The 25,779-nt window shown below is 58.3% G+C and carries 25 protein-coding genes; 3 read left to right on the plus strand and 22 right to left on the minus strand.

The features are described from left to right. Positions 1-24: 24 nt before the first annotated feature. The 17 genes from GOB90_RS11530 to GOB90_RS11610 all read right to left on the minus strand — a co-directional run bounded on the left by GOB90_RS11530 (position 25) and on the right by GOB90_RS11610 (position 15,592). Positions 25-780 carry an SDR family NAD(P)-dependent oxidoreductase gene (locus GOB90_RS11530; protein WP_242011970.1) on the minus strand — a complete coding sequence of 252 codons (756 nt, stop codon included), beginning with the start codon at positions 778-780 and terminating at the stop codon, positions 25-27. Further along, positions 749-2,248: an amidophosphoribosyltransferase gene (gene purF / locus GOB90_RS11535; protein WP_146888908.1), complete on the minus strand. Its 1,500-nt coding sequence runs from the start codon at positions 2,246-2,248 to the stop codon at positions 749-751. Before purF ends, GOB90_RS11530 begins: the two co-directional genes overlap by 32 nt. A gap of 52 nt (positions 2,249-2,300) precedes the next feature. Beyond that, the gene (locus GOB90_RS11540) at positions 2,301-2,948 is read right to left on the minus strand and encodes a CvpA family protein (protein ID WP_173572061.1); all 648 of its coding nucleotides are present in this window, start codon (positions 2,946-2,948) and stop codon (positions 2,301-2,303) included. Positions 2,949-3,069: 121 nt separating this feature from the next. Continuing rightward, positions 3,070-3,432, minus strand: a complete 363-nt coding sequence (locus tag GOB90_RS11545; RefSeq protein ID WP_146888914.1) for a nucleoside triphosphate pyrophosphohydrolase family protein — start codon at positions 3,430-3,432, stop codon at positions 3,070-3,072. A 58-nt stretch (positions 3,433-3,490) separates the two neighbouring features. Continuing rightward, on the minus strand, positions 3,491-4,210 hold the full coding sequence (locus GOB90_RS11550) for a glycosyl hydrolase 108 family protein (protein WP_146888917.1): 720 nt from the start codon (positions 4,208-4,210) through the stop codon (positions 3,491-3,493). A gap of 350 nt (positions 4,211-4,560) precedes the next feature. Continuing rightward, a complete protein-coding gene (locus GOB90_RS11555) occupies positions 4,561-5,043 on the minus strand; it encodes an aminoacyl-tRNA deacylase (RefSeq protein ID WP_146888921.1) in 483 nt (160 codons plus the stop codon). 53 nt (positions 5,044-5,096) lie between these two features. Further along, complete coding sequence (locus tag GOB90_RS11560) at positions 5,097-5,261, minus strand: hypothetical protein (protein ID WP_173572062.1); 165 nt, start codon at positions 5,259-5,261, stop codon at positions 5,097-5,099. Continuing rightward, positions 5,249-5,602 (minus strand): hypothetical protein, encoded by a 354-nt coding sequence (locus tag GOB90_RS11565; RefSeq protein ID WP_146888924.1) that lies wholly within the window; start codon positions 5,600-5,602, stop codon positions 5,249-5,251. The genes GOB90_RS11560 and GOB90_RS11565 overlap by 13 nt, the downstream gene beginning before the upstream one ends. A 320-nt stretch (positions 5,603-5,922) precedes the next feature. Then, positions 5,923-7,182, minus strand: a complete 1,260-nt coding sequence (locus GOB90_RS11570) for a DEAD/DEAH box helicase (RefSeq protein WP_173572063.1) — start codon at positions 7,180-7,182, stop codon at positions 5,923-5,925. A 415-nt stretch (positions 7,183-7,597) separates the two neighbouring features. Further along, positions 7,598-8,521 carry a BadF/BadG/BcrA/BcrD ATPase family protein gene (locus GOB90_RS11575; RefSeq protein WP_146892338.1) on the minus strand — a complete coding sequence of 308 codons (924 nt, stop codon included), beginning with the start codon at positions 8,519-8,521 and terminating at the stop codon, positions 7,598-7,600. After that, a complete protein-coding gene (metW, locus tag GOB90_RS11580) occupies positions 8,518-9,126 on the minus strand; it encodes a methionine biosynthesis protein MetW (RefSeq protein WP_146892336.1) in 609 nt (202 codons plus the stop codon). The genes GOB90_RS11575 and metW overlap by 4 nt, the downstream gene beginning before the upstream one ends. 33 nt (positions 9,127-9,159) lie before the next feature. Then, positions 9,160-10,389, minus strand: a complete 1,230-nt coding sequence (metX, locus tag GOB90_RS11585; RefSeq protein WP_146892334.1) for a homoserine O-acetyltransferase MetX — start codon at positions 10,387-10,389, stop codon at positions 9,160-9,162. A gap of 158 nt (positions 10,390-10,547) precedes the next feature. Next, positions 10,548-11,312, minus strand: coding sequence for a nucleotidyltransferase family protein (locus GOB90_RS11590; protein WP_146892332.1), 765 nt, complete (start codon positions 11,310-11,312; stop codon positions 10,548-10,550). Then, positions 11,309-12,121, minus strand: a complete 813-nt coding sequence (locus GOB90_RS11595; protein WP_146892330.1) for a sterol desaturase family protein — start codon at positions 12,119-12,121, stop codon at positions 11,309-11,311. The genes GOB90_RS11590 and GOB90_RS11595 overlap by 4 nt, the downstream gene beginning before the upstream one ends. After that, positions 12,118-13,341 (minus strand): LptF/LptG family permease, encoded by a 1,224-nt coding sequence (locus GOB90_RS11600; protein ID WP_146892328.1) that lies wholly within the window; start codon positions 13,339-13,341, stop codon positions 12,118-12,120. The genes GOB90_RS11595 and GOB90_RS11600 overlap by 4 nt, the downstream gene beginning before the upstream one ends. Then, a complete protein-coding gene (locus GOB90_RS11605) occupies positions 13,338-14,690 on the minus strand; it encodes an LptF/LptG family permease (RefSeq protein ID WP_261766027.1) in 1,353 nt (450 codons plus the stop codon). The genes GOB90_RS11600 and GOB90_RS11605 overlap by 4 nt, the downstream gene beginning before the upstream one ends. Then, positions 14,687-15,592 (minus strand): metallophosphoesterase family protein, encoded by a 906-nt coding sequence (locus GOB90_RS11610; RefSeq protein WP_146892326.1) that lies wholly within the window; start codon positions 15,590-15,592, stop codon positions 14,687-14,689. Before GOB90_RS11610 ends, GOB90_RS11605 begins: the two co-directional genes overlap by 4 nt. Positions 15,593-16,049: 457 nt before the next feature. Between GOB90_RS11610 and GOB90_RS11615 the strand changes: the two genes are divergently transcribed. The 3 genes from GOB90_RS11615 to GOB90_RS11625 all read left to right on the plus strand — a co-directional run bounded on the left by GOB90_RS11615 (position 16,050) and on the right by GOB90_RS11625 (position 19,421). After that, the gene (locus GOB90_RS11615) at positions 16,050-17,024 is read left to right on the plus strand and encodes a diacylglycerol/lipid kinase family protein (protein ID WP_146892324.1); all 975 of its coding nucleotides are present in this window, start codon (positions 16,050-16,052) and stop codon (positions 17,022-17,024) included. Beyond that, the gene (locus GOB90_RS11620; RefSeq protein WP_307724814.1) at positions 17,005-18,051 is read left to right on the plus strand and encodes a hypothetical protein; all 1,047 of its coding nucleotides are present in this window, start codon (positions 17,005-17,007) and stop codon (positions 18,049-18,051) included. The genes GOB90_RS11615 and GOB90_RS11620 overlap by 20 nt, the downstream gene beginning before the upstream one ends. Before the next feature lie 116 nt (positions 18,052-18,167). Continuing rightward, positions 18,168-19,421 carry an NAD(P)/FAD-dependent oxidoreductase gene (locus tag GOB90_RS11625; RefSeq protein WP_146892322.1) on the plus strand — a complete coding sequence of 418 codons (1,254 nt, stop codon included), beginning with the start codon at positions 18,168-18,170 and terminating at the stop codon, positions 19,419-19,421. 138 nt (positions 19,422-19,559) lie between these two features. Here GOB90_RS11625 and spt read toward each other — a convergent pair whose 3' ends face one another. The 5 genes from spt to GOB90_RS11650 form a co-directional block, all read right to left on the minus strand. Continuing rightward, a complete protein-coding gene (gene spt / locus GOB90_RS11630) occupies positions 19,560-20,765 on the minus strand; it encodes a serine palmitoyltransferase (protein WP_146892320.1) in 1,206 nt (401 codons plus the stop codon). A 6-nt stretch (positions 20,766-20,771) separates the two neighbouring features. Continuing rightward, positions 20,772-21,023: an acyl carrier protein gene (locus GOB90_RS11635; RefSeq protein ID WP_146892318.1), complete on the minus strand. Its 252-nt coding sequence runs from the start codon at positions 21,021-21,023 to the stop codon at positions 20,772-20,774. 165 nt (positions 21,024-21,188) lie between these two features. After that, a complete protein-coding gene (locus GOB90_RS11640) occupies positions 21,189-22,979 on the minus strand; it encodes a fatty acyl-AMP ligase (protein WP_146892316.1) in 1,791 nt (596 codons plus the stop codon). Then, positions 22,980-24,110, minus strand: coding sequence for a sensor domain-containing protein (locus GOB90_RS11645; protein ID WP_146892314.1), 1,131 nt, complete (start codon positions 24,108-24,110; stop codon positions 22,980-22,982). A 14-nt stretch (positions 24,111-24,124) separates the two neighbouring features. After that, positions 24,125-25,537: a lipopolysaccharide biosynthesis protein gene (locus GOB90_RS11650; protein WP_146892343.1), complete on the minus strand. Its 1,413-nt coding sequence runs from the start codon at positions 25,535-25,537 to the stop codon at positions 24,125-24,127. Between the last annotated feature and the right edge of the window lie 242 nt (positions 25,538-25,779).

Raw genomic sequence — 25,779 nt, forward strand, 5'->3', positions numbered from 1 at the left:
TCTCTTTTCGCTGTGTGATGGTCGTTATGAAGCAGCAGGTACAGCACAGAGAGCGGCGATACGCGCGGCAACGCTTTCAGGTGTAGCCAGCAGTGCGGTGCTCTCTTCCGCCGGGAACGTCTGAGCACGCAGTCGCGTTGCCGTCGGGCCGGGATCAAACAGGCATGCCGTGAAGGACGGGCAACCGGCCATTTCCTGCTGCCACGTGCTGACCAGCGCGTCCACGCCCGCGCCACAGGCGGCTCCGATGCCGTGGAAAGGGGCAGGTGTATTAAGATCCCGGTTGGTCAGAATGACCGCGCGGCCTGCCGGTGCCTGCCGCAAAAGCGGGGTCGCGGTGCGGATCAGTCGCATTGTGGCGCTCAGGTTGACTGTCAGCGCCCGTGTCCAGTCGGTCTCCCGGATGTGATCCAGTGGGGTCGGCGTCACAAACCGGGCGGCGGCATGAATCAGAATATCCAGACGCCCGAACCGTTCGGCAAGCGACGGACCGAGCAGATCGGTTTTCCCGCCATCGGCCAGATCGAGGGGCAGCAGCGTTGCGCGACGGCCTGTGCGTTCGGCGATCAGATCATCGGTTTCGCAGAGTCCCCCCTGGGTCCGGGCCGTTATGACGCAATGGGCTCCCATCGTGGCAAGCCGGAGTGCGGTCGCGCGACCAATGCCCCGACTCGCTCCGGTGATGAGAGCGATCTGACCGTCGAGCGATCTGTCCTGAACTGCCGGGGGCTGTCCGGTCATGGAGCCATCAGGCCGTGCCGGGACCGAACTCTGCGTCATGATCGGCGAGGGGAATCGGATAATCGCCCGTGAAGCAGGCATCACAGTAGCGGGTCTTCGCGGCATCCCGCCCTTTGTGCCCCAGCGCCCGATACAGACCGTCGAGCGAGATGAAGGCCAGACTGTCCACGCCGATCAGTTCGGCCATTTTCCCGATGTCATACTGGGCAGCCAGCAGTTTGCTGCGCTCGGGTGTATCGATCCCGTAAAAACAGGAATGCCGCGTCGGAGGCGATGAAATCCGCATATGGACTTCTTTGGCGCCGGCGGCGCGGACCATATCGACGATCTTGCGCGACGTGGTGCCCCGGACGATCGAATCATCAACAAGAATGACGCGCTTTCCATTCAGCACCGGCCTGTTGGTGGAATGTTTCATCCGCACGCCGAGGTTGCGGATCTGATCCGTCGGCTCAATGAAGGTCCGTCCGACATAGTGGTTGCGGATGATCCCGAGTTCGAAAGGAATACTGCTTTCCTGCGCGTATCCCATGGCTGAGGGTACGCCGGAATCCGGAACCGGAACCACCACATCCGCTTCCACAGCACTTTCACGGGCCAGTTCGACTCCGATCTGCTTGCGGGCGTTATAAACGGGAACTCCGTCCAGCACCGAGTCGGGACGGGCAAAATAGATATATTCGAACACGCAGAACCGGGGGCGTTCCGGGGTGAACGGTCTGACCGAACGCACGCCGTCGCGATCGATGATGACAAGTTCGCCCGGCTCGACGTCACGAACGAATTCAGCGCCCACAATGTCGAGACCGCAGCTTTCCGAGGCGAAAATCCAGCCGGTGGCATCATTTTCAGCGGCACCCGGCATCCTGCCCAGCACCAGAGGCCGCACACCGAGAGGATCGCGGACCCCCATAAGCGCGTTCTGCGACAGGACAACGAGGGAATAGGCACCCTGCACCTGCTTGAGGGCGTCGATCAGCCGGTCCTCGACGGTGGCGTAGAGCGAGATCGCGATCAGGTGGATAAACACCTCGCTGTCTGTCGTCGACTGGAACAGGCACCCCCGGCGTACCAGCGCCCGGCGCAGCGTGTTGGCATTGGTCAGATTGCCGTTATGCGCGACACCCAGCCCCCCGAATTCGAATTCGGCAAAGAGCGGCTGAACATTGCGCAGCAGCGTGTCACCGGTTGTTGAATAGCGGTTATGGCCGATCGCATTGGCGCCGGGGAGACCCGCCATGACGCGCGGATCGCTGAATACGTCACCCACCAGACCAAGGCCCCTGTGAGAAAAGAATTTTTTCCCGTCATAGCTGACGATGCCCGAGGCTTCCTGCCCGCGATGCTGAAGTGCATGCAGCGCAAGTGCCGCGATCGCCGAGGCATCCGGCACATTCCACGCGCCAAAGACGGCACATTCTTCGTGAAATTTGTCGTCACCATCCTGTGTGGCACCGGACCATGGGTGTGTAGTCAATGCCTGCCGGAGAGAAAACCTGTCGAACATCGATCTTTATCCCTCCCTGAGCGCCCGTCACATGTCACTCTGTGTCGTTACGTCAGGGGCTCTGTGTATGCGCCGCGCCGGGCAAGTCCTGTCCGGCGAGGTCATGACGTGTGCCGGCCGGCTGTGCAAGATCAGACGGCATAAATCTGGACAATGCGGGAGCCAGATAAGTGAGGGCGGTGGAAAGGCCCGGGTAGGAATTCGCGGCTTCGACGCGGGAGAGCAGCGTGCCGCCCGGCGTCACCCACGCACTGATAAAATAGAGCGTTACGACGACAATACAGCCCCTGAGCGCGCCAAAAACACCTCCTAGGAAGATATCGCTGCCCGCGAGCACGGATTTGCGGACCATTCGGGAAAAAAAGCCGCTCAGAATGGCGGAGATGACAAGGACAATCACGAACACGGCGCAATATCCGACGAGATCTCCCATTATTCGGGGCTGCATCGAAGGAAAAGCCCAGTCAGCAAAGGACCTGTGCCACGACAGCGCGGCAAATGGCGCCCCAATCCATCCCGCCATGACCAGAATTTCGCGTGACAGACCCCGTCTTGCTCCGAAAAATATCGAAACGAGGATAACGAGGCAGATAAGAACGGACGGAGCGCCGGTCGGGTTGGATTTTACAACTGCGACGGAGGACTCTGCCGCGGTTTCAACCGAGGCCCAGTCCGGCACAAAGTGAGACCACGTGGTCACAGCGATAAAGAGGCCCGCGCGCGGGACGATTTCGACATGACAGAAAATTTCAGAAGCAGGCAGACTACCGGCACAGAGGAAAAGTTTATGCCATCAGGGATCATAAAGCCACACAAACAGTTTAAGGAAGCTTACTGGTCGCAACCCGCCACGGGCGTCCGATCCGTCCTGACCGGTGCCGCCCTGGCGCACGGCTCAGGCGGAGACTGAGTTCCCCCATCTCGATCCGGGCATGAAGTTCATTCCAGACAGTGTTGGGGTTAAGGCCCTGCTCATGCCACAACGTCAGCAGAGCCTCAAGAAAAGCAGCGCTGCCCCGCACAACGCCAGGGTGATTCCCAGCTATTGCGGCAATTGTACAATCGACCGCAATACTGCCGAATTCAGATGCCGTTTCGCGCGTATCAGATGAACCGGCCTCTGCCGGCTCGCGGCTGAGCAGAGAAAGCAGGCTTGTTGCGGCATCAGGGGAAGACTTCGTCATGAGCCTATCATGACGAGGCACGGGACGTATGGTCAATCGGCAGTGTTTGCTGCGTTCGTCAGAGCGAGACTGTCTGCGTCTCACGCACTGCTGCGGCCGTAACCATCGCGAGAGCCGTTTCGGTCCGTCGGCGTGTTCGGGCAAGCCAGCCTTTGCCCCAGCGTCGGAAGCCTGAACGCATGCGGTATTCCCGCTCCTGCATACCCGACAGCACCAGCACCATCAGGAGATCCAGCCCCCCTCGCCGTGTCAGGGCACGTGTGACTTCAGGGCCAATTCCGCTGCTCGGAGGAAGTCCCAGACGGGAATGGAGAACGGCAAGGGCATCGGGATCTATCTGCGGCAGGATTTCACCCGTTTCAGCCTGTGTCAGCGCCGTTAGCGTCCGGTTGCCGATTACGCCGTCCGGTGTCGCTCCGGTCATTCTTTGCAGAAGACAGGCCGAAACATGGACACCGCAATTCCATCCGAAATCGAAGACCATGAGATCGATACCGGCGGGAAGCACCGAGCAGGCGAGAGGATTCCAGTAACGGGAGCGGGCAATGGCATCGAATGTCCCGAGATCGAGATTTCGCATGTCATCCGCGGTGATTTTTTCCGGCTGCATCCAGGACGCAAGCATCGGTGCCGACACGCCGTAGCAACTGCCGATCAGATCACCCTTGCTGTTCTTCTCGCCGGGCAGCCAGTTGCCCGTATCTTTAGGATCATCGCTGTACCCGCCTTCCGCGGTTCGCACGAAATCAAGGCAGGCATCAAAATTCTGGCCGGTCAAAAGGGAAATCTCCGGATCTGGCGGGAAGTGGCGAATACCCTGTCGTTTGCGATCAGCGCATACGCCGAAGTGACAGAGTAGCTGTCTCCGGATTTCGTATTACGTTCTGTTCGGAAAAGTGTTTTTCGAGGCCACCCGCGATTCCGGGACGCGCCTGATGCGGCAGAACCTGTCAGACCATGTGGCCGGATAAGCCGGGGGCTGGCCTTTGATCTGTGTGCGGCTGACAGGGCTCTGCCCTGGAATCCGGCAAAGGCCGAAACTATTCCATTTTAGCAAATCAGGGATAAAGGGTGCCGTGTGCCCTTCCGGGTCTGATCAGGACTCCTGCGGATCAGACAAAAATCGTATTAATCCGCCGATGCCAGCAGATCGGCTGTCCCGCCGCCCATTGCTTCAAGTGCATCAGCAACGGCCAGTTTTACCTGGATACCGCGGCCGCCCCCGTTTGTCAGAATGTATGGAAGTTCCAGCGCTTCCCGGGCCAGCGCCGTGGAAACCTGTTTCCGTTGTCCGAAAGGACTGATTCCACCAACCCTGAAGCCCGTTATCCGTTCGGCGTCAGCGGGTTTCATCATTTTTGCGCTCTTGCCGGAAAATGCGGCGGCCAGTTTTTTCATGCTGAGTTCCCGCGCCACCGGGATCACCACACAGACGGGTTTTCCATCGACTTCCGCCATCAGCGTTTTGAACACGTAGTCTGTGGATTCTCCTACCCCCGCCGCGGCATGCACACCGAGTTTGCTCACGGAAGGATCGTAATCATAAACCAGTGTCTCAAACGTGACGTTTTTACGTTTGAGAAAAGCGGTTGCGGGCGTCGTCTTTGTCATGCCTGCACCGTATCATATTGCCGGCATCGATAAAGCAGACACTGACCGGGAATTTACGCTTCGATCTGCCAGCCCCGGGCTGCCAGAGCCGGCAGATCGTAAAGCACCCCGTTCTCATCAGACCAGTCGCCGGCGACGTAGCGTAGCAAAATTCTTTTCCCCTCTGAATTCCGCCAGGCGTACCATCCTCCCGTGCACCATTCTGTCATCTCAGCCATTTCCCAACGTCATAATCTGCGGGCAACGACGTCCGGTCGGAGTGTTCTACACATTCTCTGATAAGAGGAGCACACGCTGCCGTAGCACCCTTCATGGTCAGCGTGACGCCGGTGAAATGGACAGCTGCGACGTAACCATCGTGAATCCGGATGACCGTATGGCAGGTTCCGCTGGCGCCGAGTGAGACGGTCGGCGTGATGCCGAGAGGCAGCGTGGAAGAAACTGTGACGGCAGGCTGAACCGGCTCATCCTGGTCGTAAGACAGAATCCAGTCAGCCGGTGAAATCTGCATCGTATGCACTGGCTTGCCGGCACAGGACAGCAGATCAGGCAGCGTCATAGTGACAAGCTCCAGCCGGGCATTTTTTGCAAGCGACGGGGTACATGCGGAACAGAACGCACAACATAAAAGTAAAAAAATAACGGGGAATAATCGAAAAATACAATATGCGGCCATAGACGATCGGATCATGGAAAAACAGGAGCTTAAAGCTACCTGTCTTTACGGTTCGTATTGACCGGATCACAGAAATCGAAATTTAATACAATAAGGGCGCCTGACCAAAATGGCAGACGCCCCCTGAAAAGACTTCGTTTTTTTAAATGGCAGACGGCAGATAAAAATCTGTACTGACAGATTTTATCTGACCTGACCCCAGATTATGCGACGCGCCGCGCGCCGCCACCGGAACGCCCGCCGCGCCCGCCATTCCGTGGCGGCCCGCCACGGCCACGGCCGCCGCCGCCCAGAACCGGTGGCCGCAGTTTCGAGTTTTCAGCCGCATCTGAATGAAACGGATGATCTCTTACGACAGGCACATCCTTCCCAATCGTTTTTTCAATGTCGCGAAGCCAGGCGCGCTGTTCCGGATCACAGAAGGATACGGCCCAGCCTTCTCTTCCGGCACGGGCTGTACGCCCGATGCGATGCACGTAGCTTTCCGGCACATTCGGAAGATCGTAATTGAAAACATGGCTGACATCGTCAACATCGATACCGCGTGCGGCAATATCGGTCGCGACCAGAACCTTTACGCTTCCGGAGCGGAATCCCGACATGGCGCGCTCACGTGCACCCTGCGATTTGTTGCCGTGAATGGCTTCCGATGAAATGTTGTTCTTGTTCAGGAATTCAGAAACCTTATTGGCTTCATGCTTCATCAGCGTGAATACAACGGCTCTGGCGACTTTCGGGGAATTCATCAGAAGCAGAAGAGCATCTTTCTTCTTGTCCTGATCAACGAACATCACGGCCTGACGAATACGGTCCACCGTGCTGGACGGCGGCGTCACCTCCACGGTCGCGGGATCGCGCAGCAGGGAGTTCGCCAGCTCAGAAATACTGCCGGGCATTGTGGCCGAGAAGAGCAGGGTCTGACGCTCACGTGGCAGGGATGCGACAATCCGTCGGATATCGCGCACGAAGCCCATGTCGAGCATACGGTCAGCTTCATCGAGCACGAGAATTTCAAGACCGTGAAGGTCGATATGTCCCTGCCCCATCAGATCCAGAAGACGTCCTGGAGCGGCAACGAGGACATCGACACCCCGACGCATCGCTTCAACCTGACGTCCCTGACCGACGCCGCCAAAAACAACAGTATGGGTCAGCTTCATGTGACGCGCGTAAGATTTAAAGCTTGCGTCAATCTGCGAGGCCAGTTCACGGGTCGGCGCAAGCACGAGAACTCTCGCGCCTTTCGGCGGGGCGCTGTGCCGGTGTGTCAGCAGATGCTGAAGGATGGGCAGCGCAAACGCTGCGGTCTTACCTGTTCCTGTCTGGGCAAGTCCGAGAAGATCCCGACCCTGAAGAAGATACGGGATAGACTGTGCCTGAATCGGAGTAGGTGTTTCATAACCTTCTTCGTTCAGAGCCCGCAGCAATGGCTCAGCAAGCTTAAGATCGGCAAACGTCGTCATTTAGGTAAAACGCCTCCTGGTGCGCAAAGAAACAACGAGGCTTTCCGGAGGCCGCGTTTTTCCAGAGTAAAGGGTTATGTCTGTTGCCCGGCTTTGCGAGACAGCCAGCGTTTCGACCGTTTTCGGTGCGAAAGCTGATCTTTATGCGACATTACCATGATAGAAACAGAGCCGGATTCTCTGAACCGACAAATATATCGACCTCGCCAAACGACACAAATGATATGCCGGATTTACAGGAATTTCAAGCAGCTTATCAGGGATTTTTATACATGATGCGATTACGAATTTTATATTTTAATTTATAAAATATACTTAATTGAATATTTATCGTTTAAATTCAATCACCTTTCACATCAATATATTTTGGAACATATTGATGGCCAGAATTTTAACGAAGCGTAACATCTATATTTTATACTGTTTTTTCATAAGCCCGAAGAGCCAGTTTCATGGCTCCGTCAACGGCGGTCCCCTGGGAAGCCACCAGTCTGTCGCTTACAGAACCCGGTAAAAACGGCATAATGATCGGCGCAAGACCACCAAGCAGGCAAAGAGGCAGTCGGCAAAACTCGTCCTGTGACATCAGGGTGTTCACCAGCTTTTCTACATCTTCCCCGGCACGTTTCAGGATATCGGCAGCCGTCGGCTCACCGGCCCGTGCCGCTCCGACGACCACAGGTGCAAGGGACGCGAACTGTGTGGCGGTAGCGCCGATGCTCCAGGTCAGAGGATCATGCCCGGTGACAATAAGATAATTACGCAGTTGTGATGACAGACCCGATTCAGGTAAGCGCTGATCCTGCACATTCAGCATATGTCTGGCTGCTTCCAGGCCGATCCAGGCGCCGCTGCCCTCGTCGCTCTGAGGAAATCCCCATCCCCCGACACGCCGAATATCAGATCCGCGGATAGCATAACCGAAGCTTCCTGTTCCGACGGCCACAACCGCGCCATCGGCTCCGTTATGGGCACCAATGCAGGAGGTATAAGCGTCCGTACGAACTTCAAGCCCGGCGAAATCGTCAAACAAAACAGTAAACCGCCGGGCGTTGTCTCCGACTTCAGCGCCTGCCATTCCGGCTCCGGCGAAAATATGCACCGCGCCGGAAGAGACGTCATCCGGTGACAGACCGGCACTGAGCAGAGCATGACCAAAACCGGTTTTTACTGAAGCACAGGCCAGATGGATATCGCTGGCAATATTGGCGGAGCCGCCGCGGCCCTCCCCCAGAATGGTGCCGTCAGGCAATGCCAGCCGGACGATTGTTTTTGTCGCGCCTCCGTCAATGGCGGCAAGAACCGGCTGCCCCTTCCGGGATACAGATGATTCATTCACCGCTGATCTGCCTTGCCGAGCAGAAAAAGCGCCTGTTCACCAAACAGATTGGCCAGCCGGATAGAGCGTCGCCATGGCGCCCTTTCCCCGTCTTCATCAACAGCCATCCAGTCATGAACGCGATAACCTTCCTCACGACACAGGGCGAGAAAGTCCCGGATTGTACAGGGATGGATATTGGGAGTGGCGTACCACGGCGTGTTCCATACGGCCGTGTTGGGCATACGACCGGTCGTGAGCAGCTTCAGCCGCAATTCCCAGTGGCCGAAATTCGGGAAAGACACGATGGCATAACGCCCGATTCGCAGCATCTGTCTCAGCACTTCACGGGGACGCTCAACGGCCTGCAGGGTGCGTTGCAGCACGACATAATCGAAGCCACCATCCGGATAATGCTCAAGGTCGTGATCAGCATCGCCATGCACGACCGGCAGGCCATGCGCCACCGACCGCGTGACCTCGCCCATGTCGAGTTCAATGCCGCGGGCATCACATCCCCTGGTGCGGAACAGATAGTCAATCAGCGCGCCATCACCGCTGCCGATATCCAGCACGCGCGTGCCGGGTGTGATCATTTCAGCGATCAGACGCTGATCGAGCCGCATATCAGAATGGCTCCCTGCGAACGGTTATGACCATTACCCGGACACCGTCGTGCGTGTCTGCCCGAGCCCGGCATGCTCGGCCGCGCCGGACAGGAAACCACGCACAGTCCGGTCGAAATCCGGCTCATCGAGCAGGAAGGCATCGTGACCCTTGTCGCTTTCGATCTCCACGAAGGACACGTTGGCCGCCGCACGGTTCAGGGCGCGGACAAGGATGCGGGACTGAGACGTCGGAAACAGCCAGTCGGATGAAAATGAAATGACGCAGAACCGCGTCTGTGTGCCGGCAAACGGGCCGGCGTAATCCCCGTCGTGCTCTGCTCCGAGATCCATCCAGTCCATGGCTCGCGTAATCGTCAGATAGGAATTCGCATCGAAGCGACGGACGAAGCTCGACCCCTGATGGCGCAGGTAGGATTCGACTTCGAAAATCTCTCCGAACAGCGACAGGGATTGCGATTCGGAAACGGTGCACGGCGTTGCTGGCGTCGTTTTTTCCCGGCGGACGCGGCGCCCGAATTTCCGCGTGAGCGCCTCTTCCGACAGGTAAGTGATGTGGGCCATCATCCGCGCCACAGCGAGCCCGCGGGCGGGGATGGCGCCGTCTTCCCAGTAGCGTCCGCCATGCCAGTCCGGATCGGCAAAAATCGCCTGGCGGCTGACCTCATTGAAAGCGATGTTCTGGGCTGAGTGAAAAGGAGCCGTCGCAATCGGCATGGCTGCGAAGACCATCTCCGGATAGGTCGCCGCCCATTCAAGAACCTGCATGCCACCCATGGACCCGCCCACGACAGCGAGGAGTCGCCCGATGCCGAGATGCCGCACCAGGGCATGCTGTCCGCGAACCATGTCCCGGATCGTGACGGGCGGAAAATCCGTGCCCCATGGCTCGTCGGCATCAGTGTTTCTCTGTTTGCCTGAGGCGGGCGAACGCGGCGAGCGCGGCCCGGTAGACCCCATGCATCCACCAAGCACATTCGAACAGATAACAAAAAACCGGTCGGTATCGATCGGTTTGCCCGGGCCGACCATGCGGGTCCACCAGCCGGGGCGGCCGGTCAGAGGGTGGGGCTCCGCCAGATACTGGTCCCCCGTCAGCGCGTGACAGACCAGGACAGCGTTGTCCCTGTTTGCGGACAGAGTACCATAGGTCCGGTATGCGATCTCCACCGGCGCCAGAACCGTGCCGCAATCGAGTGTCAGTCCATCAGGAAATACGGCACGATCATGCTCGACCGGCGCGGGAATATCAGTCTGGTCCATAAACACGGAGACCCCTTGAGCCAGAGCCACATAAGGGCGAATGTCGCCGGGATCAAGAACATCCGGGGACAAAGAGGAGTCTGAAAACTGACTGTCCGCATTCCACATGGCCCGGCAACTGTAGTATCAGACCGACCTGTTCCCGTTTTTTGATGCTGTCAGGAAGCCGGCTCCATCAGTCGGCGCACAAGATCAAGATCGGCAGGCTTATCGACATCCACGGCAGCCCGCCCGTCGGGCAGGAAAACAAAACGGGCCTGCGCGCCGGTCAGGCGGGTGATGCGGGTCAGTAAAGTTCTCGTATTCAGTCGCTTCAGCAGAAAGCGAAACAGGATCCCCGGCCCGAGGAGCCAGCCCATCCGGAGCGGATTTTTGCGTTCGCGTTCAATTTTTTGCCAGAGAACCGCCACTCTTGCCGAGACAGGCGTGCGGAAAAGAAAGAGGTTGCAGCCGGAGAAAGCGACGTCCGAAAGCCGGATAAAGGTGCGGGCCGTACCCGGAACATCGCGACGAACTGTCTCTTCCCGGGCGACTCCGACGGCCACATCCGCACGACCCGCACCTGCGATAAAGGCCTGGACCCAGGCTGGCTGCAAAAGCGGATTATCGGCGGTTGTGACCAGAAGAGGGGTGCCAAAACGCTGAATAGCCGCGAGCACGCTGGCGCTTGGCCCGGCAGCTGCCGGAAGCAGCTCGACACCAGAAGGCAGAACGTCGGCTATGGTATCCGGCGTTTCAATACACACGACGATCCGACCGACACCAGGCGTGGCCCGAAGACTGTCGATGACGTGGGCAATCATCGGCTTGCCGGCAATCGGGATCAGAGCTTTGTGTGAGAGGCCTGCGGTGACAGCCATCGGGTCGGTAGCGCCTGCCCGGGAGCCTGCGAGAATGAGAGCCGTGAGACCCTGCTCACTCACGCGACATGCCTGGCGCCTTGTGGCGGTGGCGCGCGCTCACCGCTTTCCGGCCTTGCGCCATCCGGGCGATCTTTAGGCGCATGGCCGGTCAGGCGCATCACCCACGGATAACGTTCAGCCTGTTCAGACGTGTAGCCGAGATTGAAGACAGTGGGACTGCGCTGACGAGTCCGGGCTTCGCCATAATAGGTTCCGAGAGCGCGATCCACGACATAGCTGGTGATGCCGAAATTACCATCTTCGTCATGGAAGTGATGCAGGACGTGGTAGGCTTTCATGCGCTGAATCCAGCGGGCGCGGGGTTTGTAGTTCAGGTGCTGGATGCAGTGAAAAAACTCGTAGATGCAGGTGATGATCACGCCGGCGCAGAACGCCGTTGCCGCCGTTCCCGGTCCGCCAATGAGCCAGCCGACCGGAATGGTCACGGCGCCGATGGTTGGCAGAGTGGTTGCCGGTCCGCCGAACAGAACATCGAGCAGATGCGGATCCTGATGATGATCGAAATGGATCCGCTTCCACAGGGCTGCGGTAAAGCGCGATTTGTAGAGCAGATGCCCGTGCAGAACGTAGCGGTGCAGCAGATACCAGACCAGGGGATAGATCATTATGACCGCAAGGACAGTGACGATCGTCAGGCGCCATCCCGCGAACAGATGCCCGGCGAACGCGAAACTGACCGCGATCAGCGCAAAGTAGAGCAGGATTGTCGGATAAGTGAGATAGGCGACCCAGAGCTGACGCAGGTTCATCTTACCGAGATCGAAGCTTCGCCCCGACCGGATGGTAGGGTTGCGCAGAGTGCCACTCATTTATCTTCGTTCCTTAAAAGCGCGGTTCCGGCGGCGAGTGTGAATATGATCAGACCCGGAACGGTCGCAACTGATGCCGGCAGAAGTCCTGCATTGCCCATCGCGCGGAACATGCCCTGCACAATAATAAAGAGCAAACCGGCGGCAAGGCACCACACGGGCAGCCAGCTTCTCAGCCCCGTGCGGGGAGGAATATAGATCACCGGCATTGCGAGCAACAACATAACGACGAGAGAGAGCGGACGCAGGAAGCGTTCAAATAATGTGGCCCGCAGGTAACCCGGCGTGAGGTTGGTCGCAATTCGTCCTTTAAGTGCCTGAAAAATCAGGTGTGCGGAGAGTGGAGAGGAGTCGAGTGACAGACGCAGCATATCGGTGGGACCGAACGGATTGATCCAGCGTGCTGCGGTGCTCGTATCCTCTGTGGCAGTTGCATTGAGATCAGCCCGGGAGACGGAGACACAGCGGATGTCGCGCATGGTCCATCCAGCAGGGCCGTGGCTGGCATGATCGGCATGCAAAGTGCGCATGAGACTGCCAGCGCTGTCACGGTCGTAGAGATCGATGTCCCAGGCTTCGTGTCCGGAGCGTGTGACATAACCAACATGGGCGAGTTCATTCGCAACCGGTGTGCTCGCGCCGGAAGAGCGCTGTACGGGGCTGGCACCCGTCGCTTTGGCGAGAGCGGAACCGGCCGGAGCGGCCGCAGGCAGATTGCAGGCGCTGGCCTGACCGTGCGGAACATGGAACCAGAACGCTCTGCCATCCTCCGGGTGAGGGTCGGTGCGATTCCACCAGGACGCGAGGGCCAGTTCGGTTCGCGGCGTGATCTGGTCTTCCAGAAGAACGCCGAACAGACCAATGGCCAGCGTAGCCGGCACAAGGAGGCGCAGAAAACCGAAAGGCGACATGCCGGAAGCGCGGAGAATGGCAATTTCACTGCTTACGGTCATCTGGGTCAGCAGAATGAGAGCGCCAATCAGCACGCTGAGGGGCAGGGCTGTCTGCATCATCGCGGGGAAATGCAGCACCATATAAGTCAGCACCCCGGTCAGACCGAGATGACGTCGCAGAATTGGCGTCATCTGCTCAAGCAGGGCAAGGATTTCCATGAGTGCGATCAGAATGCCGCAGCACATGGCCGTACGCGAGAAGAGCGACACCGAAAGATAGCGCAGCAGGACATGGCGGGGACCACGAAGGATGAGCTGTTCGTTCATGCGTGGTTGTCGGGATCCGTCGCAGCAGGCCCGGACAGCTGTGTCACACGGATGATCGGCAGAATACGGGCGCGGAAGAGCAGCAGCAGCGTGCAGCCGGCACAGAATACGATCGTCGGGGGCCAGATAACCGCGAGCGGGCTGGTGCGTCCGTTGGCAACCAGACTTTCCCCAAGCTGAAGCAGATGATCATAGGTCAGCAGAATCGTGACAGCCAGCGCAAGTCCGGCACTGCCGCGTTTCCGCTTGCCGATAACCGCGAGGGCAGCCGCCAGTATGGGAATGAAAGGTATGGAGAGGCTGCGGGCGAGGCGGAAGTTCAGCTCCGCCCGCATGGACGGAACCGAAATGATGGTATCCGTCTGAGCGGCTTTCGGCCGGGGCGTGTCGTCGGATGTCTGTGTCTGTGATGATGAAGCGGGTGTTGCCGCAGGTGGTGCCGGAACAGGCGGCGGCGCTTCCGCCTGACCATGGCGCGCGCGTTTTCTGCGATGGATCCGGTGAACGAGTTCCCCTGAGGTCAGTTCGCGCTCGTCATCACCCCGCTCGCGAAAAGCGCTGGTATGGGTGTGACTGAGCAGACGGGTCGCATGATCGAAGGTCGTGACACCCGGGTCCTGATCCGGTCGAACGGTCAGGATCTCACCGTCGGTAAGTTCGATCTGGACCTCCCCTTTTGCAGGGTCGGTCCGAATGTGACCTGTCCGCGCGATGATATCCCGTTCCTTGTCTTCAGTCAGGTCGCGAATGAAAACGCCGGTCAGATGCGAGCCGGCCTGGTCGACGTGATCGGCCGTCAGCATCAGTGCGGCGGAAGGCGCGGCGAACATGCCGGATTGCAGCACAGGCGACCACCCGGCGTGGCTGGCCATATAGAATCCCTGACGGAACTGATAGCGGGCGTGAGGCTGAAGATAACCATACAGCGCCAGTGACAGCAGGCCGATAACAGCGCCGGTGATGGCAAAGGGACGGCATATGCGGGCCAGCGAGACCCCGCTGCTCATCAGCACGTCGATTTCATCATTCTCGCTCATACGCCTGATGACGGCAAACACGGAAACGCAGAGGGCGGCCGGCAAAGCGAGCCCCATATAATGCGGCATCAGGTCCGCCAGCAGACGGATCAGAGTAAAAAACGGACTGGCTTCCGAGGCGAGGACATTCAGCAGCACCAGCATCCGCTCAAGCAGCAGGGCCAGGAGAACGACAGACACCGCAATGATAAAGGGCGGAATGGTCTGGCTGATGAGATAGACGTCAAGAGTGCCCGGTCGCATCCAGGATGGCAGACGCGCGAGAGGCGGCGTGTAGTGCCTTGTTTTCCCGGAAGACTGCGCGGTGCTCACGCGGCGGGTGCCCGGTCTGTCATGGTTGCCGGGCGGCAATATCTGCGGGTCGTGAAGTCGCGGAGAATCCCCTGTGTGTCGAGTCTGCGCGCGCGTATGGTGATCGACCAGCTGTCCGGCAGATCCTGTTCAATAGCTATATGATTCCAGCCGGCGGCGGTTCTCAGGTCTCCTGGCCTGTGAGAGGCAGAGGTAACGCCGATCACGGGAATATCGGAGTCCGGCAACGTGGAAAAAGTGCCCCGGTGAGAGTGACCATGCAGAATCAGCTCTGCTCCGGCGTGACGCACAACCTGTGCGAAGCGATCGATATCACGAAGGGCCTTGCGCCAGACGACAAGGTCGTGGCGGGGTGGGTGATGGATCATCACCACCCGGCAAAGGCCGGCCCGGCCGGTCCGGATCAGGAGTTCGGTCAGCTTTTCAGCCTGTACTTCCCCCATCATTCCGGAGGCAAAAAAGGGAAGCGTGGGAACGGCGGAGCTGACCCCGATGAGCGCGATCTTCCCGATGCGGGTAAGGGATGGCGTATCCGGGGCTGTCATGCCGCCGCATCCTGCCCAGAGACCCGGACCCTCCCCCCATGGGGTCGGAGTCAGGGCATCATGGTTGCCCGGGATAACGGCAGCCGGAATGGTGAGACGGCTGAGCCACTCTCTGGCGGCGCGAAATTCTCGGGGGGTTCCGAGATTGGTCAGGTCGCCGCTGATGGCGAGCGCATCGGGCCTGCTGGCCACGATGTCGCGCATAACAGCATTAAGAGCACTGAACGTATGAATATGCCTGCGCCGGAAATGCCATGACAGCAGGCTGAGCGCGCGCTTGCTGGCAAGGCTGCGGAGAGCCGGCGCGGCCCGGGTGGGAATATGAAGGTCGGAGATGTGGGCCAGAACGGCTGACAAGACAGTGCTTCCTGACCTGCGAGGACTTTGTTGCGGGCCGGTTCCCCGCCAGGGAGAGCCGGTTTACTTTTTGCTGCGCATCGATCCCCTAAATAACGGGGCTGATCAAGTGCTTCAACTTCACTTCTGTTTTCAGAATTTAGCAGAGGAGGTGTCTCTGCGACTCAACTCACCGATAACGTCCTGGTTTTTGCCGGTCAGCGGATTCTGTCCGGGACGGCAGGCCTGTGTGAATGGTTTCCCGATCAACGGAACTATTCGTAAAATCAGCGGTATTACCAGACAACATGACGGGATTCTGACGCGCTTTCGCACTGATACAGGGGCCGGAATGTGACAATGCGTTCGGGTGCGTCTATATGACGCCCGCCAGTTAAAGTGAGTCGTCCGGGCCCTGGTGCGCGGCGATCCTGTCCGGGCCGTCGACGGCGGCCGCCCAAGAAACGCGGATTGTCGAGTGCCTGCACGCCTTGCTCTGATTCATAATCCGCGCAGCCGCCTGAATCTGCGTGACGCAGGTGCTTTCGTGGCACAGGCAAAGGAGCAGTTCGGCTCTCTCTTTATTTCACCCGACAGCCGCGACGAACTTGCGAGCGAGGTCAGGCAACTGGCGGCGCAGGATATCCGGTTTATTATCGTGAACGGCGGTGACGGAACGGTCAGCGATGTACTGAGCGCTGTCCTTGCGTGCTATCCGGCGGACCGACTGCCCGCGCTGGCGGTGCTGCCGTCCGGGAACACAAATCTCATCGCCTGTGATGTGGGATGCTGCTGTCGGGGGATTGCGGCCCTGAAGCGTTTGCAGGACAAGGCCACGGCAGGCACGCTTCTCGATGCGGCGAACTGGCGGCAGCCCGTCGTTGTCTCCTGGTCCGACGCCGGCCGGATGCCGGTTGCAGGGATGTTCTGCGGGCTGGCTGCATTCACACGGGGTATTGAGCTTGCCCATAATCCGGCGATTCTGAACCGGTATTCCCACGACATGGCGGTTTTTGCGACGGTGCTCTGGGCGATCCGGCGACTTTTCCAGCGAAAAACGCGGCGGGCATGGCTGGACGGCACCCCGATGACTCTCACCGTCGATGATGAAATGCCGGATGAACGCCCCCGTTTTCTGGTGCTCTGTACAGGATTGCATCGTCTGTCACGGGGCGTGTGGCCCTTCTGGCAGAATCATGCTTCCGCTGGCGGCCTTGCGTATCTTGATATTCTTGCGAATCCGCCGGGTCTGGCCAGGAATCTTTTCTGCGTTCTGCGTGGGCGTCTTCCCGGTCGTCTGCGGAAATCCGCAGCTTATCGAAGCGGCATGGCCGCTAAACTCCGGATTGAGACGCATGACCGGCTGGTCATGGACGGAGAAGAGCTGGATACCGGATCTGACGGACAGATATGGCTGACACAGGGACCACGTGTTGCCTTTATCCGCGCGTGACCGGGACGGAGAGGCAGGCGATGCGATGACGACATCGACGCAGGAGCAAGGCAGGCTGGATGCCGCGGGCGTCGTCGCGCGGATAATTGCCAGTGAACTGACGACGCCGGTGCCGGAAGTGGTGACAGCTCTTGTAGAGACGCTGATCGCCGGCGCCCGTCCCCTGGGTGTCCTGTTTTACGGATCGGTCGTGCGGGTGGTGAGCAGCGGCGATGCCGCGGCTGATCCTTCATTGCTCTCGGAAGGCGTTCTCGATTTTTATGTCATCGTGGAGCATCAGGCCGACTGGCCACGCGGCAGACTCGCAAGAGTAGCCAATGCGATTCTGCCCCCCAATGTCGAGTATCATGAGCAGATGATCGACGGGCTGATGCTGCGGGCCAAAGTCGCCATTCTGAGTCTGCGACAGTTTCGCCGTCTGACACGTTCAGGCAGCCGGGACACATCGGTCTGGGCTCGTTTTTCTCAACCGGTGCGGCTGGTCTGGGTCCGCGATGCGGACGCGGCGGATGCGATCCTTCGTTGTGTGGTGCGCGCGGTCGGCACGGCGGCCTTCTGGGCGGCCCGGCTCGGACCGGATCGGGGAGTGCCGGATACATACTGGGATGCACTGTACCGGCAGACTTACGGCGCTGAATTACGCGTTGAGACGAAAGACCGCCCACGTCAGCTGATCGGAGGCGAGGAGGAACGTTTTCGGAGGCTGCTGACGGCTTCGTGGGCCGCCGGCGGACTCATCGGGGCCGCGCAGGAAAATGGAGAGCTGGCGCCAGCCGTGTCAGCGGCGGGACGAAGTTCGGCTCTGAGACGATGGAGAACCAGATTGCGGCTTGGTCGTCCGCTGAATGTCGCGCGGCTGATGAAAGCGGCTTTCACATTTGCCGGTGGTGCCCGGTATCTTGTGTGGAAGATTGAACGACATAGTGGTGTCAGAGTGCCCCTGACGCCGTTTGCGGAGCGCCATCCATTGCTGAGCGCGCCTGCCGTCGTGTTTCGGCTGATGCGGGCCGGAGTATTTTCACGCTGAAGCATGGAAGCAGTCTCTGCGGCAGTACCGTCTGGCGTAACTGAATTTTCGTTGTAGAATTGCAACTGTTGCCGGTCGTTTCCGAGACCGGCTCTACCGGACCGGAGATTTGTTATATGGCGCAGTCGGCGCTCGTTCTTGGTGGAGGCATGGTCGGTGTCTGCACGGCCTGGCATCTTCGTGAGCGGGGTTATGATGTTACGCTCGTTGAGCGCGGAACGCCGGGGCGCGAAACGTCCTATGGTAACGCCGGGCTGATTCAGCGCGAGGCTGTTGAGCCATACGCATTTCCGCATGACGTGCTGAAACTGGCGCAGGTCGCTTTGCAGCGCGGAAACGACGTGTCTTATCGCTTGCGTGATCTGCTGACCGTCGCGCCGAAGCTGGCACAGTACTGGTGGAACTCTTTCCCGTCACGCTATCAGGGGGTGGTTACGGGATATGAGGCTCTGATCCGGCACTGTCTGTCGGAGCATGACCGGATGATTTCAGCTTCCGGAGCGGACAACCTGATTTCCCGGCAGGGCTGGAAGCAGATTTTTCGTACACAAAAAGGATTTGACGCAGGCGCGGCGCGATCCCGCTTGCTGACCCGTGAATTTGGGATTGAAAGCAGGATTCTCGACCCCGCCGGGCTTGCGCGGGAAGAACCCGCGCTAAAGCGGACGATGGCCGGGGCTGTACACTGGACGTCTCCTTACAGCGTCAGCGATCCGGGTGGTCTGGTTGATCGGTATGCCGCGCTGCTGACAGCTTCGGGTGGTCGGATCCTGAAAGGCGATGCGCGCTCGTTGCGCCCTGATGGAGCGGGCTGGTGTGTGGATACGCGGGAAGGCACGATTTCGGCAGAGCAGGCGGTAATTACACTCGGGCCCTGGTCGGACGTGGTGACACGGATGCTGGGATACCGTCTCCCGTTGTTCGTGAAACGGGGTTATCATCGCCATTTTGGCTGGCAGGGCACACTCAATACACCGATGATCGACACCGAGGCCGGTGTGGCGATGCTGCCGATGGCTCTCGGCCTGCGCGTGACAACGGGCGCTGAATTTGCATTGCGGGATGCCCCGCTTTCAATGCGGCAGATTGACGGCAGTGAGCGGCTGGCTCGCGAAATGCTGGATCTTGGCGCGCCTGTGGAAGCCAGGCCCTGGCTCGGCAGTCGCCCGTGTACCGTAGATATGCTGCCTCTGGTGGGGCAGGCTCCGTCGCATCGCGGGCTCTGGTTCCACTTCGGACACGCCCATCAGGGCTTTACGCTTGGTCCGGCGACGGCGCGACTCTGTGCCGGGATGATGAACGGGGAGGCGCCGTATATTGACCCGTCACCTTATCGGCCATCGCGGTTTGGACGTGCGGCGCAGGTGTAAAATTCTGAAGTTTACGAGGAGACAGTTTTTCTTTGCGCAGCCTCAGGGAACAGGAGGCAGAGGCTGCGTTTCCCGCAGTGACAGCGCTCTTTCATAACAAAAGGGAATCCGTCCGCATCCGGCCGGAGTCCCCCATTCTTACATCTGAGGAGGCTGTGTTTTCAGGTTAGTCATGGCTTCACGAAAAATTTCGATCGCGCGGTCGATCTGTTCCGGTGTGTGCGTTGCCATCACGGAGCAGCGTAACAACGGATGATGATCCGGTGTCGCCGGTGGCAGGCTCAGGTTAACGTAGAGACCAAGCGACAGAAGTTTGTTCCAGAGAGCGATAGCCTCCGGAATAGTATCCAGAACGACAGCGACGACCGGGCTGACGGTTTTGCCGGTTGTCAGACCAAGAGTGTTCAGGCCGCCATGGAACCGCGCGGCATTCTCCATCAGCCGCACGCGCAGTTCCGGCTGTGCCTGCATGTCTTCCAGAGCCGCCATAGTCGCCGCAATGACTTCAGGCGGGAGAGACGCGGTAAACATATATGGCCGGCAATGCAGACGAACCAGGTCCAGTTCGGGGTGGTTCGAGACACAGTAGCCACCAACGGTGCCAAGACTTTTAGAGAACGTGCCGACGATGAAATCGACATCTTTCTCGACCCCGACAGCTTCGGCGACGCCACGTCCGGTCGGACCAAGTACCCCGAATGAGTGAGCTTCATCGACGAGCAAAGTGGCATTATTTTCGCGTTTGACAGCGGCCATCTCTGCCATTGGCACGACGTTGCCGGTCATGGAATAGATGCCTTCCACGACGACAAGCTTCGCGCCTGGCGTGCCATCAAGCCGCCGGAGACGCTTATTCAGGTCCTCCGGATCGTTGTGGCGGAACCGGATCACCTGCGCGTGTCCAAGCCGGCTGGCATCATAAATACTGGCGTGACTGTCGGCATCCAGCAGAAGATAGTCATCCTTGCCGGCCAGGGTGGAAATCATGCCAAGATTGGCCTGATAACCGGTAGAAAAAACCATGCAGTGTGTCTGGCCGAAAAAGTCGGCGATACGACGTTCGAGTTTCTGGTGAAGACTTTGAGTACCATTGGCGATACGCGAGCCGGTTGTACCGACACCACAGGAGCGCACGGTCTCACAGGCGGCTTCAATAGCGCGGGGAGACTGGCTCAGACCGAGATAGTTGTTGGTGCCGAACAGCAGTGTTTCACGGCCTTCGATCATCCCGGCTGTCGAAGACAGCGGGCGCTCAATGACAACGTCGAAAGGATTCCGGCCGCCGAGGGCTTTGAGTTCTTCAAGGCGGTGTTCGATGCCGCGAAACTTGTCGAAAATGGTCATTCGGGATCAGGCGCCCTTTTTCAGAGAGACGAGGCACGTTGCGAGATCGTCGATCGTACGAATCTCCGCCAGCCGGTCGAGAGGAACGGAAACATCCAGTTCATCTTCGATTTCCATGACAAAATTCATCACAGCCAGTGAGTCGAACGCGAGATCTTCAACGATCTTGCTTGATCCGGTGATGTCGCGGGGCACTTTTGGATTAGCAAGCAGCTTATTAATAATCAGGGCCGAGACATCCTGAACCGTTTCACTCATCGGGACACCTTACATTTGATTGGCGGGCCGTCCTGTCATCGGTGCGAGACCGCTGAACGGGCGCGGTTATGGCGGAAAAGGCAGGCCATCGCCAGCGAAATGTCACGACGAGGGAGAAGCTTATGCCTTCGGCACCGGCCATAATGGCCAGCGTGCGAGATCGGATCAGGCGGCACTGGCCGTTTCAGGTAACTCAGTAAAGACACCCGAAAGCAGCATGGTTTTCGCTTTTGCCCGGGTTAATTTGCCTGATGACGTCTGCGGCAGAGAATGTGGCGGCACGAGCACGACCCGGACATCCACGCCATGCAGACGGCGAAACAGGCTGGCGACCTGTTCACTGAGCGCCGTACGGGCCTCCGCCGATGTGGCCCGACACTGGACGAGCGCGACGACTTTCTCACAATCGTCATCTTCGACAGAAAATACTGCGACATCCCGACTACGGAGAGAATCGATCTCCGTTTCAGCACACCATTCAAGATCCTGTGGCCAGATATTCCGGCCATTGATGATGATAAGATCCTTAGCTCGCCCGGTTACAACGATCTGGCCATCGACTGTATATCCAAGATCGCCGGTATTAAGCCAGCCATGAGAATTAAGGGCTTCGGCGCTCTCGGCGGGCAGACGGAAATAACCGCTCATCAGGCTCGGACCGCGCACATAGATGGTTCCGACCTGACGATCCTTAAGGATTTTGCCGTCAGGATTACGGACTTCAATTTCATGCCCGGGCAGGACACGGCCACACAGGACAAACGTGCGCAGGGAATGAGAAGGATCGTTGTCGGGATACGCGACACCTTCTGTTTCGAGGCGACGAAGATCGACAGTGTCCGTGCGGATGCCCTGTCCGAGCGGAGCGAAGCTGATTGCAAGGGTGGCTTCGGCCATGCCGTAGCTGGCGACAAAAGCGCGGGCATCAAAGCCGGACGCGACAAAGCGTTCGCCGAACTCTTCAAGGATATGGGGGCGGATCATGTCGCCGCCGATGCCCGCCACGCGCCAGCAGGACAGATCAATGTCAGCGGAGCCGGAGCGGCGGGCGCAGAGCTCATAGCCGAAGGAGGGACTGTAGGAGATCGTACCGCGATTGCGGGAAATAAGATCCAGCCAGACATGGGGACGCCGCGCAAATTCACGTGTCGGGAGCAGATCGACCGTAAGCTGACAGGTCATTGGTGTCAGAAAGAAACCGACGAGTCCCATGTCGTGATACAGCGGCAGCCAGGAGACGCAGCGATCACCGGTTTCACGAACCTGCAGACCGTCATGCGCAATCGAATGGGCGTTAGCCATACCTGAGCGCTGCGAGACGCAGATCCCTTTCGGGAAACGGGTGCTGCCTGAAGAAAACTGAAGATAGGACAGCGCGTCCGGCCTGATTTTTGGCAGCGGTCGGGCCGGTGCCGGGCAGTCCATAAGCTGTGCCGGAGAACCGCCGAATTTAAGCTCGAAGCCGGCAACGATTTCGTCGGTCCAGCCTGCAATGAGGTCAGGAACGACCACAGCGGAGGCGGCGGAACTTTCGATCATGCCGCGGATCGTGGCGAGATAGGCTTCGCGTCCGCCAAAGGCGACGGGAAGAGGCATCGGTGTGGCGACAAGTCCGGCATACTGGCAGCCGAAAAACATACGGGCAAAATCGCCATCGCTTTCGGCGATAAGGCCAACCCGGTCTCCCGGCTTCAGACCGAGGGCCAGCAGGCGAAGCGCCATATCCCGCGCCTGCTCCCGCAGAACGGCGTAGGGCAGGGCTTCGAGCAGCGTGCCCCGGCCGGAATAGATATTAAAACCGGCAGCACCCTGCGCTGCGTAGTCCAGTGCTTCGGTAAATGTGGCAAAATCTCCGTAGCGCCGCTTCTGGCCGGAAGAGCTTGAAACAGGAGACGGAGTCGTGTCCTGAAACCCGGCTGGCGCGGACGCGTTTTTGATACGGGATATGACAGTCATTCAGCTGGCCATTCTCAGGTAATCGACAATTGCATCGGCCCCAACAGGAGCAGTCGGTGTGTCACCGTTAAGATCGAAAGTGTCGCGTATATAGTCTTTCTGACGATTTAGAAAATCGTCATGGGTTTCGAACGCCTGGTCGATGACATTTTCGATCCCGTCCGTGTTCTTTTCAACCTGACCAAGAGTCCAGAATCGATAGCTCGGATCGTTCTGCCACTCGACGTCATGCGCGTTGAGAAAAACACAGGGACGAGGCTTTACCAGGAATTCGGCGACCTGTGAACTGACATCGCCCAAGTAAAGATCGGAACCCATTGTATAGGTCATGTCGAGACTACGTGTACTGCCTGTATCAATCAGCATATGCTCATGATGACCATACGCACGTTTAAGCTGTTCGATTTCTTTTCTGCGGGTATCGAATAGTCGGTAATGTGGTGCAAAGACAAGATTATAACGATCCTGTCTGGAGAAATGGTTAAGAATCTCAAGCCCGAAGCGCGGCCATGAGGACAGGCTCCGGCTGAAATGAGGGTTATACAGCACGGTAGGGCGGTCGTTCTGAAACAGTTTTGGCCGTGTGGGCTGAAGTCTCTGCACCATATCGAATTTGGCATAGACGCCGGTTTTATAATGTCCCGGCCGGATCGAACCGTCAGCGAGAAGACGCTCTTCGAGCTTGCGGCCCGCCATCAGCACATAATCGAAAAGGCGGACATCGCGGGCAAAACCGACAGCACGGTCTCCGGCGCCATGACGGGTCCAGACCAGACGCGGTCTAAGAACACCGAATTTGCGAAGATAGAGGGATGTGCGTTCCGGTACAACAATGCTTTGAAATGTAGAGAAATATTTTTTGTTGTAAAAAAGGCTGGCGACTTTCGAAACAACAGTGTGCCCGCGTCGTTCAACTTGCCGGCGGATCATTTTTGGAAGGTTGAGCAGGTCGAAACTGACCTGTGACTCGGGATAAAAGGAAGCAAGATACTTCGCATAATTCAGATGTTGCTCGGTGGCACAGGCAATGTGCACCTCAACGTCTGAGTGGCGACGGGCAGCTTCCATCGCGATCGGCAATGAATGGAGCGTCTGGTGGGGTTGGGCAATATAAGGAAAAAGTATACGCATCAGAGAGTTACGCATCATTCCATAGTTTGGCTGTCGGGGGAGGAAGACACTCTGTCTTTCATCCGCAGGACAAAACCCAGTTGCATCAGAACAAGAAATACAGTCGCCGCAAGTATAGCAGGCCCTGCACCATTTAATCCGTACCAGCCCAGCGTGACGACGAGAAGTGGCAGATAAAGCAATGCATCCACGCTTCTGGCGACGATCACGGCCCTGATCCGGCGCATGGTAAACAGCAGCGGCTCAAGTGGCAGACCCCATATGGCAATGACTTCCGCCGCAAGCAACCAGAGGGTTACGGGCAGAGCGTCCGTTCCGTGAGCACCGATCACCAGTTTCAGTATCGGTCCGCCGAGCAGCCAGGCAGCGGCCAGAAGTGCGCTTCCCAGCGCGCCTGCGGCGAGCGCCGCCCGAAGAGCCAGAGCATAAAGGCTGCCCGTTTCTCGTGCGATCCAGAGACGGGTCATTTCCGGATAAAGTGTGGATTGTACAAGGATAGCAGGCTTGGCGATGCCTGCGGCGATCTGGCTGCCGATACGGTAGTAACTGGCGCTGACGGGACCGATCATGCCACCGATGATAAGTGTTCCGATATGACTGAAAGCGAGCGTTAAAGTCGTATTGATGTTCGTCGTAATGGCGAATTGCCAGATGCCTGGAAAGCTCTTTCCCATCTGTCCATGAAACAGGTCGTTACGCAAAGTGATGCGGATTTTGAAGATTCCCGACAGAAGTCGTGCTTTCGCTAATTGCCGGACGGCAAACAGGTTGAGAATCGTGGCAGCCATAACATCCGCCGTAATCCACACGATGGTCATGCCGGTAAGGCTGCCGTGTGTGACCCATAAGAAGAGTGTTCCGGCAAGACGTACTACTGTCGCTACAATGCTCTGAGCCGAAATCAGCTTATACTGATCGAAGAGCCGGAGAATTCCCGTTGGAGTGGCTGACGCCATGAAGGGGACCGACACACAATAAAGCGGACCAAGCACAGACAAAGAGTCCGGCCATCCGAGCCACCGGCGTCCGAGCATTGCAATGGCGATGCCCATGCCCATGCCGACGGTGCCGCTGATCGCATCCAGTGTAAAACTGAAGCGAATGATCCGGTGGAATCCTGACCTGTCTTCCGCCGCAAGCGCATTGCCCCCAAAATTCAGGACCGTTTGCCAGGACTGGAAGGTCACGATGTCGGCGAGCGTCCGGGCGAACGCGTACAGAAGAACGACAAGTCCGAAATCGTAAGCTCCGAGCAATCGTATGGCGAGCGAAGTATGAAGAAGCGCCATGGGCGCATTAAGTGCGCGCCCAACCATAAGAGTGCTGACGTTCTTTATAATACGTCTCTGGGGAGAGGCTGTCGCTCCGGTGGATTCTTCCGTCGCGGGAAGCGCATTTGAGGGACTGCTGTCACGATTCTCAGGCATGGGCCGGGTATGTTCGATTCCGCTTTGCAGGGCAACGGGGATGGATCTGGCTTTTTTCCGGGTCATTTGTGGCGGTTTTCTGCGGTCCGACAGGGCACCCGAATCTTTTTATGATATTTTTGGTGTGAACAGTGTTGACGGTAGGTGTGTGGGGGACTTATACCCCGCTTCACCGCAGCGGCGGGGCTCTTGAAAAGCTCTTCCGGTTCGGGTAAAGTCTTCAGCCCTTTGGGGTTTAAGGT

Origin of the sequence: Acetobacter oeni (assembly GCF_011516825.1) — a bacterium.
Classification (GTDB): Bacteria; Pseudomonadota; Alphaproteobacteria; order Acetobacterales; family Acetobacteraceae; genus Acetobacter; species Acetobacter oeni.

Excerpts from the sequence above, each read along its gene's own strand:
- GOB90_RS11640 (WP_146892316.1), bottom strand. The coding sequence starts at position 22,979 with ATGACTGTCATATCCCGTATCAAAAACGCGTCCGCGCCAGCCGGGTTT.
- GOB90_RS11625 (WP_146892322.1), top strand. The coding sequence starts at position 18,168 with ATGGCGCAGTCGGCGCTCGTTCTTGGTGGAGGCATGGTCGGTGTCTGC.
- GOB90_RS11560 (WP_173572062.1), bottom strand. The coding sequence starts at position 5,261 with ATGGCTGAGATGACAGAATGGTGCACGGGAGGATGGTACGCCTGGCGG.
- GOB90_RS11635 (WP_146892318.1), bottom strand. The coding sequence starts at position 21,023 with ATGAGTGAAACGGTTCAGGATGTCTCGGCCCTGATTATTAATAAGCTG.
- GOB90_RS11650 (WP_146892343.1), bottom strand. The coding sequence starts at position 25,537 with ATGCCTGAGAATCGTGACAGCAGTCCCTCAAATGCGCTTCCCGCGACG.
- metW (WP_146892336.1), bottom strand. The coding sequence starts at position 9,126 with ATGCGGCTCGATCAGCGTCTGATCGCTGAAATGATCACACCCGGCACG.
- GOB90_RS11530 (WP_242011970.1), bottom strand. The coding sequence starts at position 780 with ATGACGCAGAGTTCGGTCCCGGCACGGCCTGATGGCTCCATGACCGGA.
- GOB90_RS11600 (WP_146892328.1), bottom strand. The coding sequence starts at position 13,341 with ATGAACGAACAGCTCATCCTTCGTGGTCCCCGCCATGTCCTGCTGCGC.
- GOB90_RS11645 (WP_146892314.1), bottom strand. The coding sequence starts at position 24,110 with ATGCGTATACTTTTTCCTTATATTGCCCAACCCCACCAGACGCTCCAT.
- purF (WP_146888908.1), bottom strand. The coding sequence starts at position 2,248 with ATGTTCGACAGGTTTTCTCTCCGGCAGGCATTGACTACACACCCATGG.
- GOB90_RS11570 (WP_173572063.1), bottom strand. The coding sequence starts at position 7,182 with ATGACGACGTTTGCCGATCTTAAGCTTGCTGAGCCATTGCTGCGGGCT.
- GOB90_RS11595 (WP_146892330.1), bottom strand. The coding sequence starts at position 12,121 with ATGAGTGGCACTCTGCGCAACCCTACCATCCGGTCGGGGCGAAGCTTC.
- GOB90_RS11545 (WP_146888914.1), bottom strand. The coding sequence starts at position 3,432 with ATGACGAAGTCTTCCCCTGATGCCGCAACAAGCCTGCTTTCTCTGCTC.
- GOB90_RS11565 (WP_146888924.1), bottom strand. The coding sequence starts at position 5,602 with ATGACGCTGCCTGATCTGCTGTCCTGTGCCGGCAAGCCAGTGCATACG.
- spt (WP_146892320.1), bottom strand. The coding sequence starts at position 20,765 with ATGACCATTTTCGACAAGTTTCGCGGCATCGAACACCGCCTTGAAGAA.
- metX (WP_146892334.1), bottom strand. The coding sequence starts at position 10,389 with ATGGACCAGACTGATATTCCCGCGCCGGTCGAGCATGATCGTGCCGTA.
- GOB90_RS11555 (WP_146888921.1), bottom strand. The coding sequence starts at position 5,043 with ATGACAAAGACGACGCCCGCAACCGCTTTTCTCAAACGTAAAAACGTC.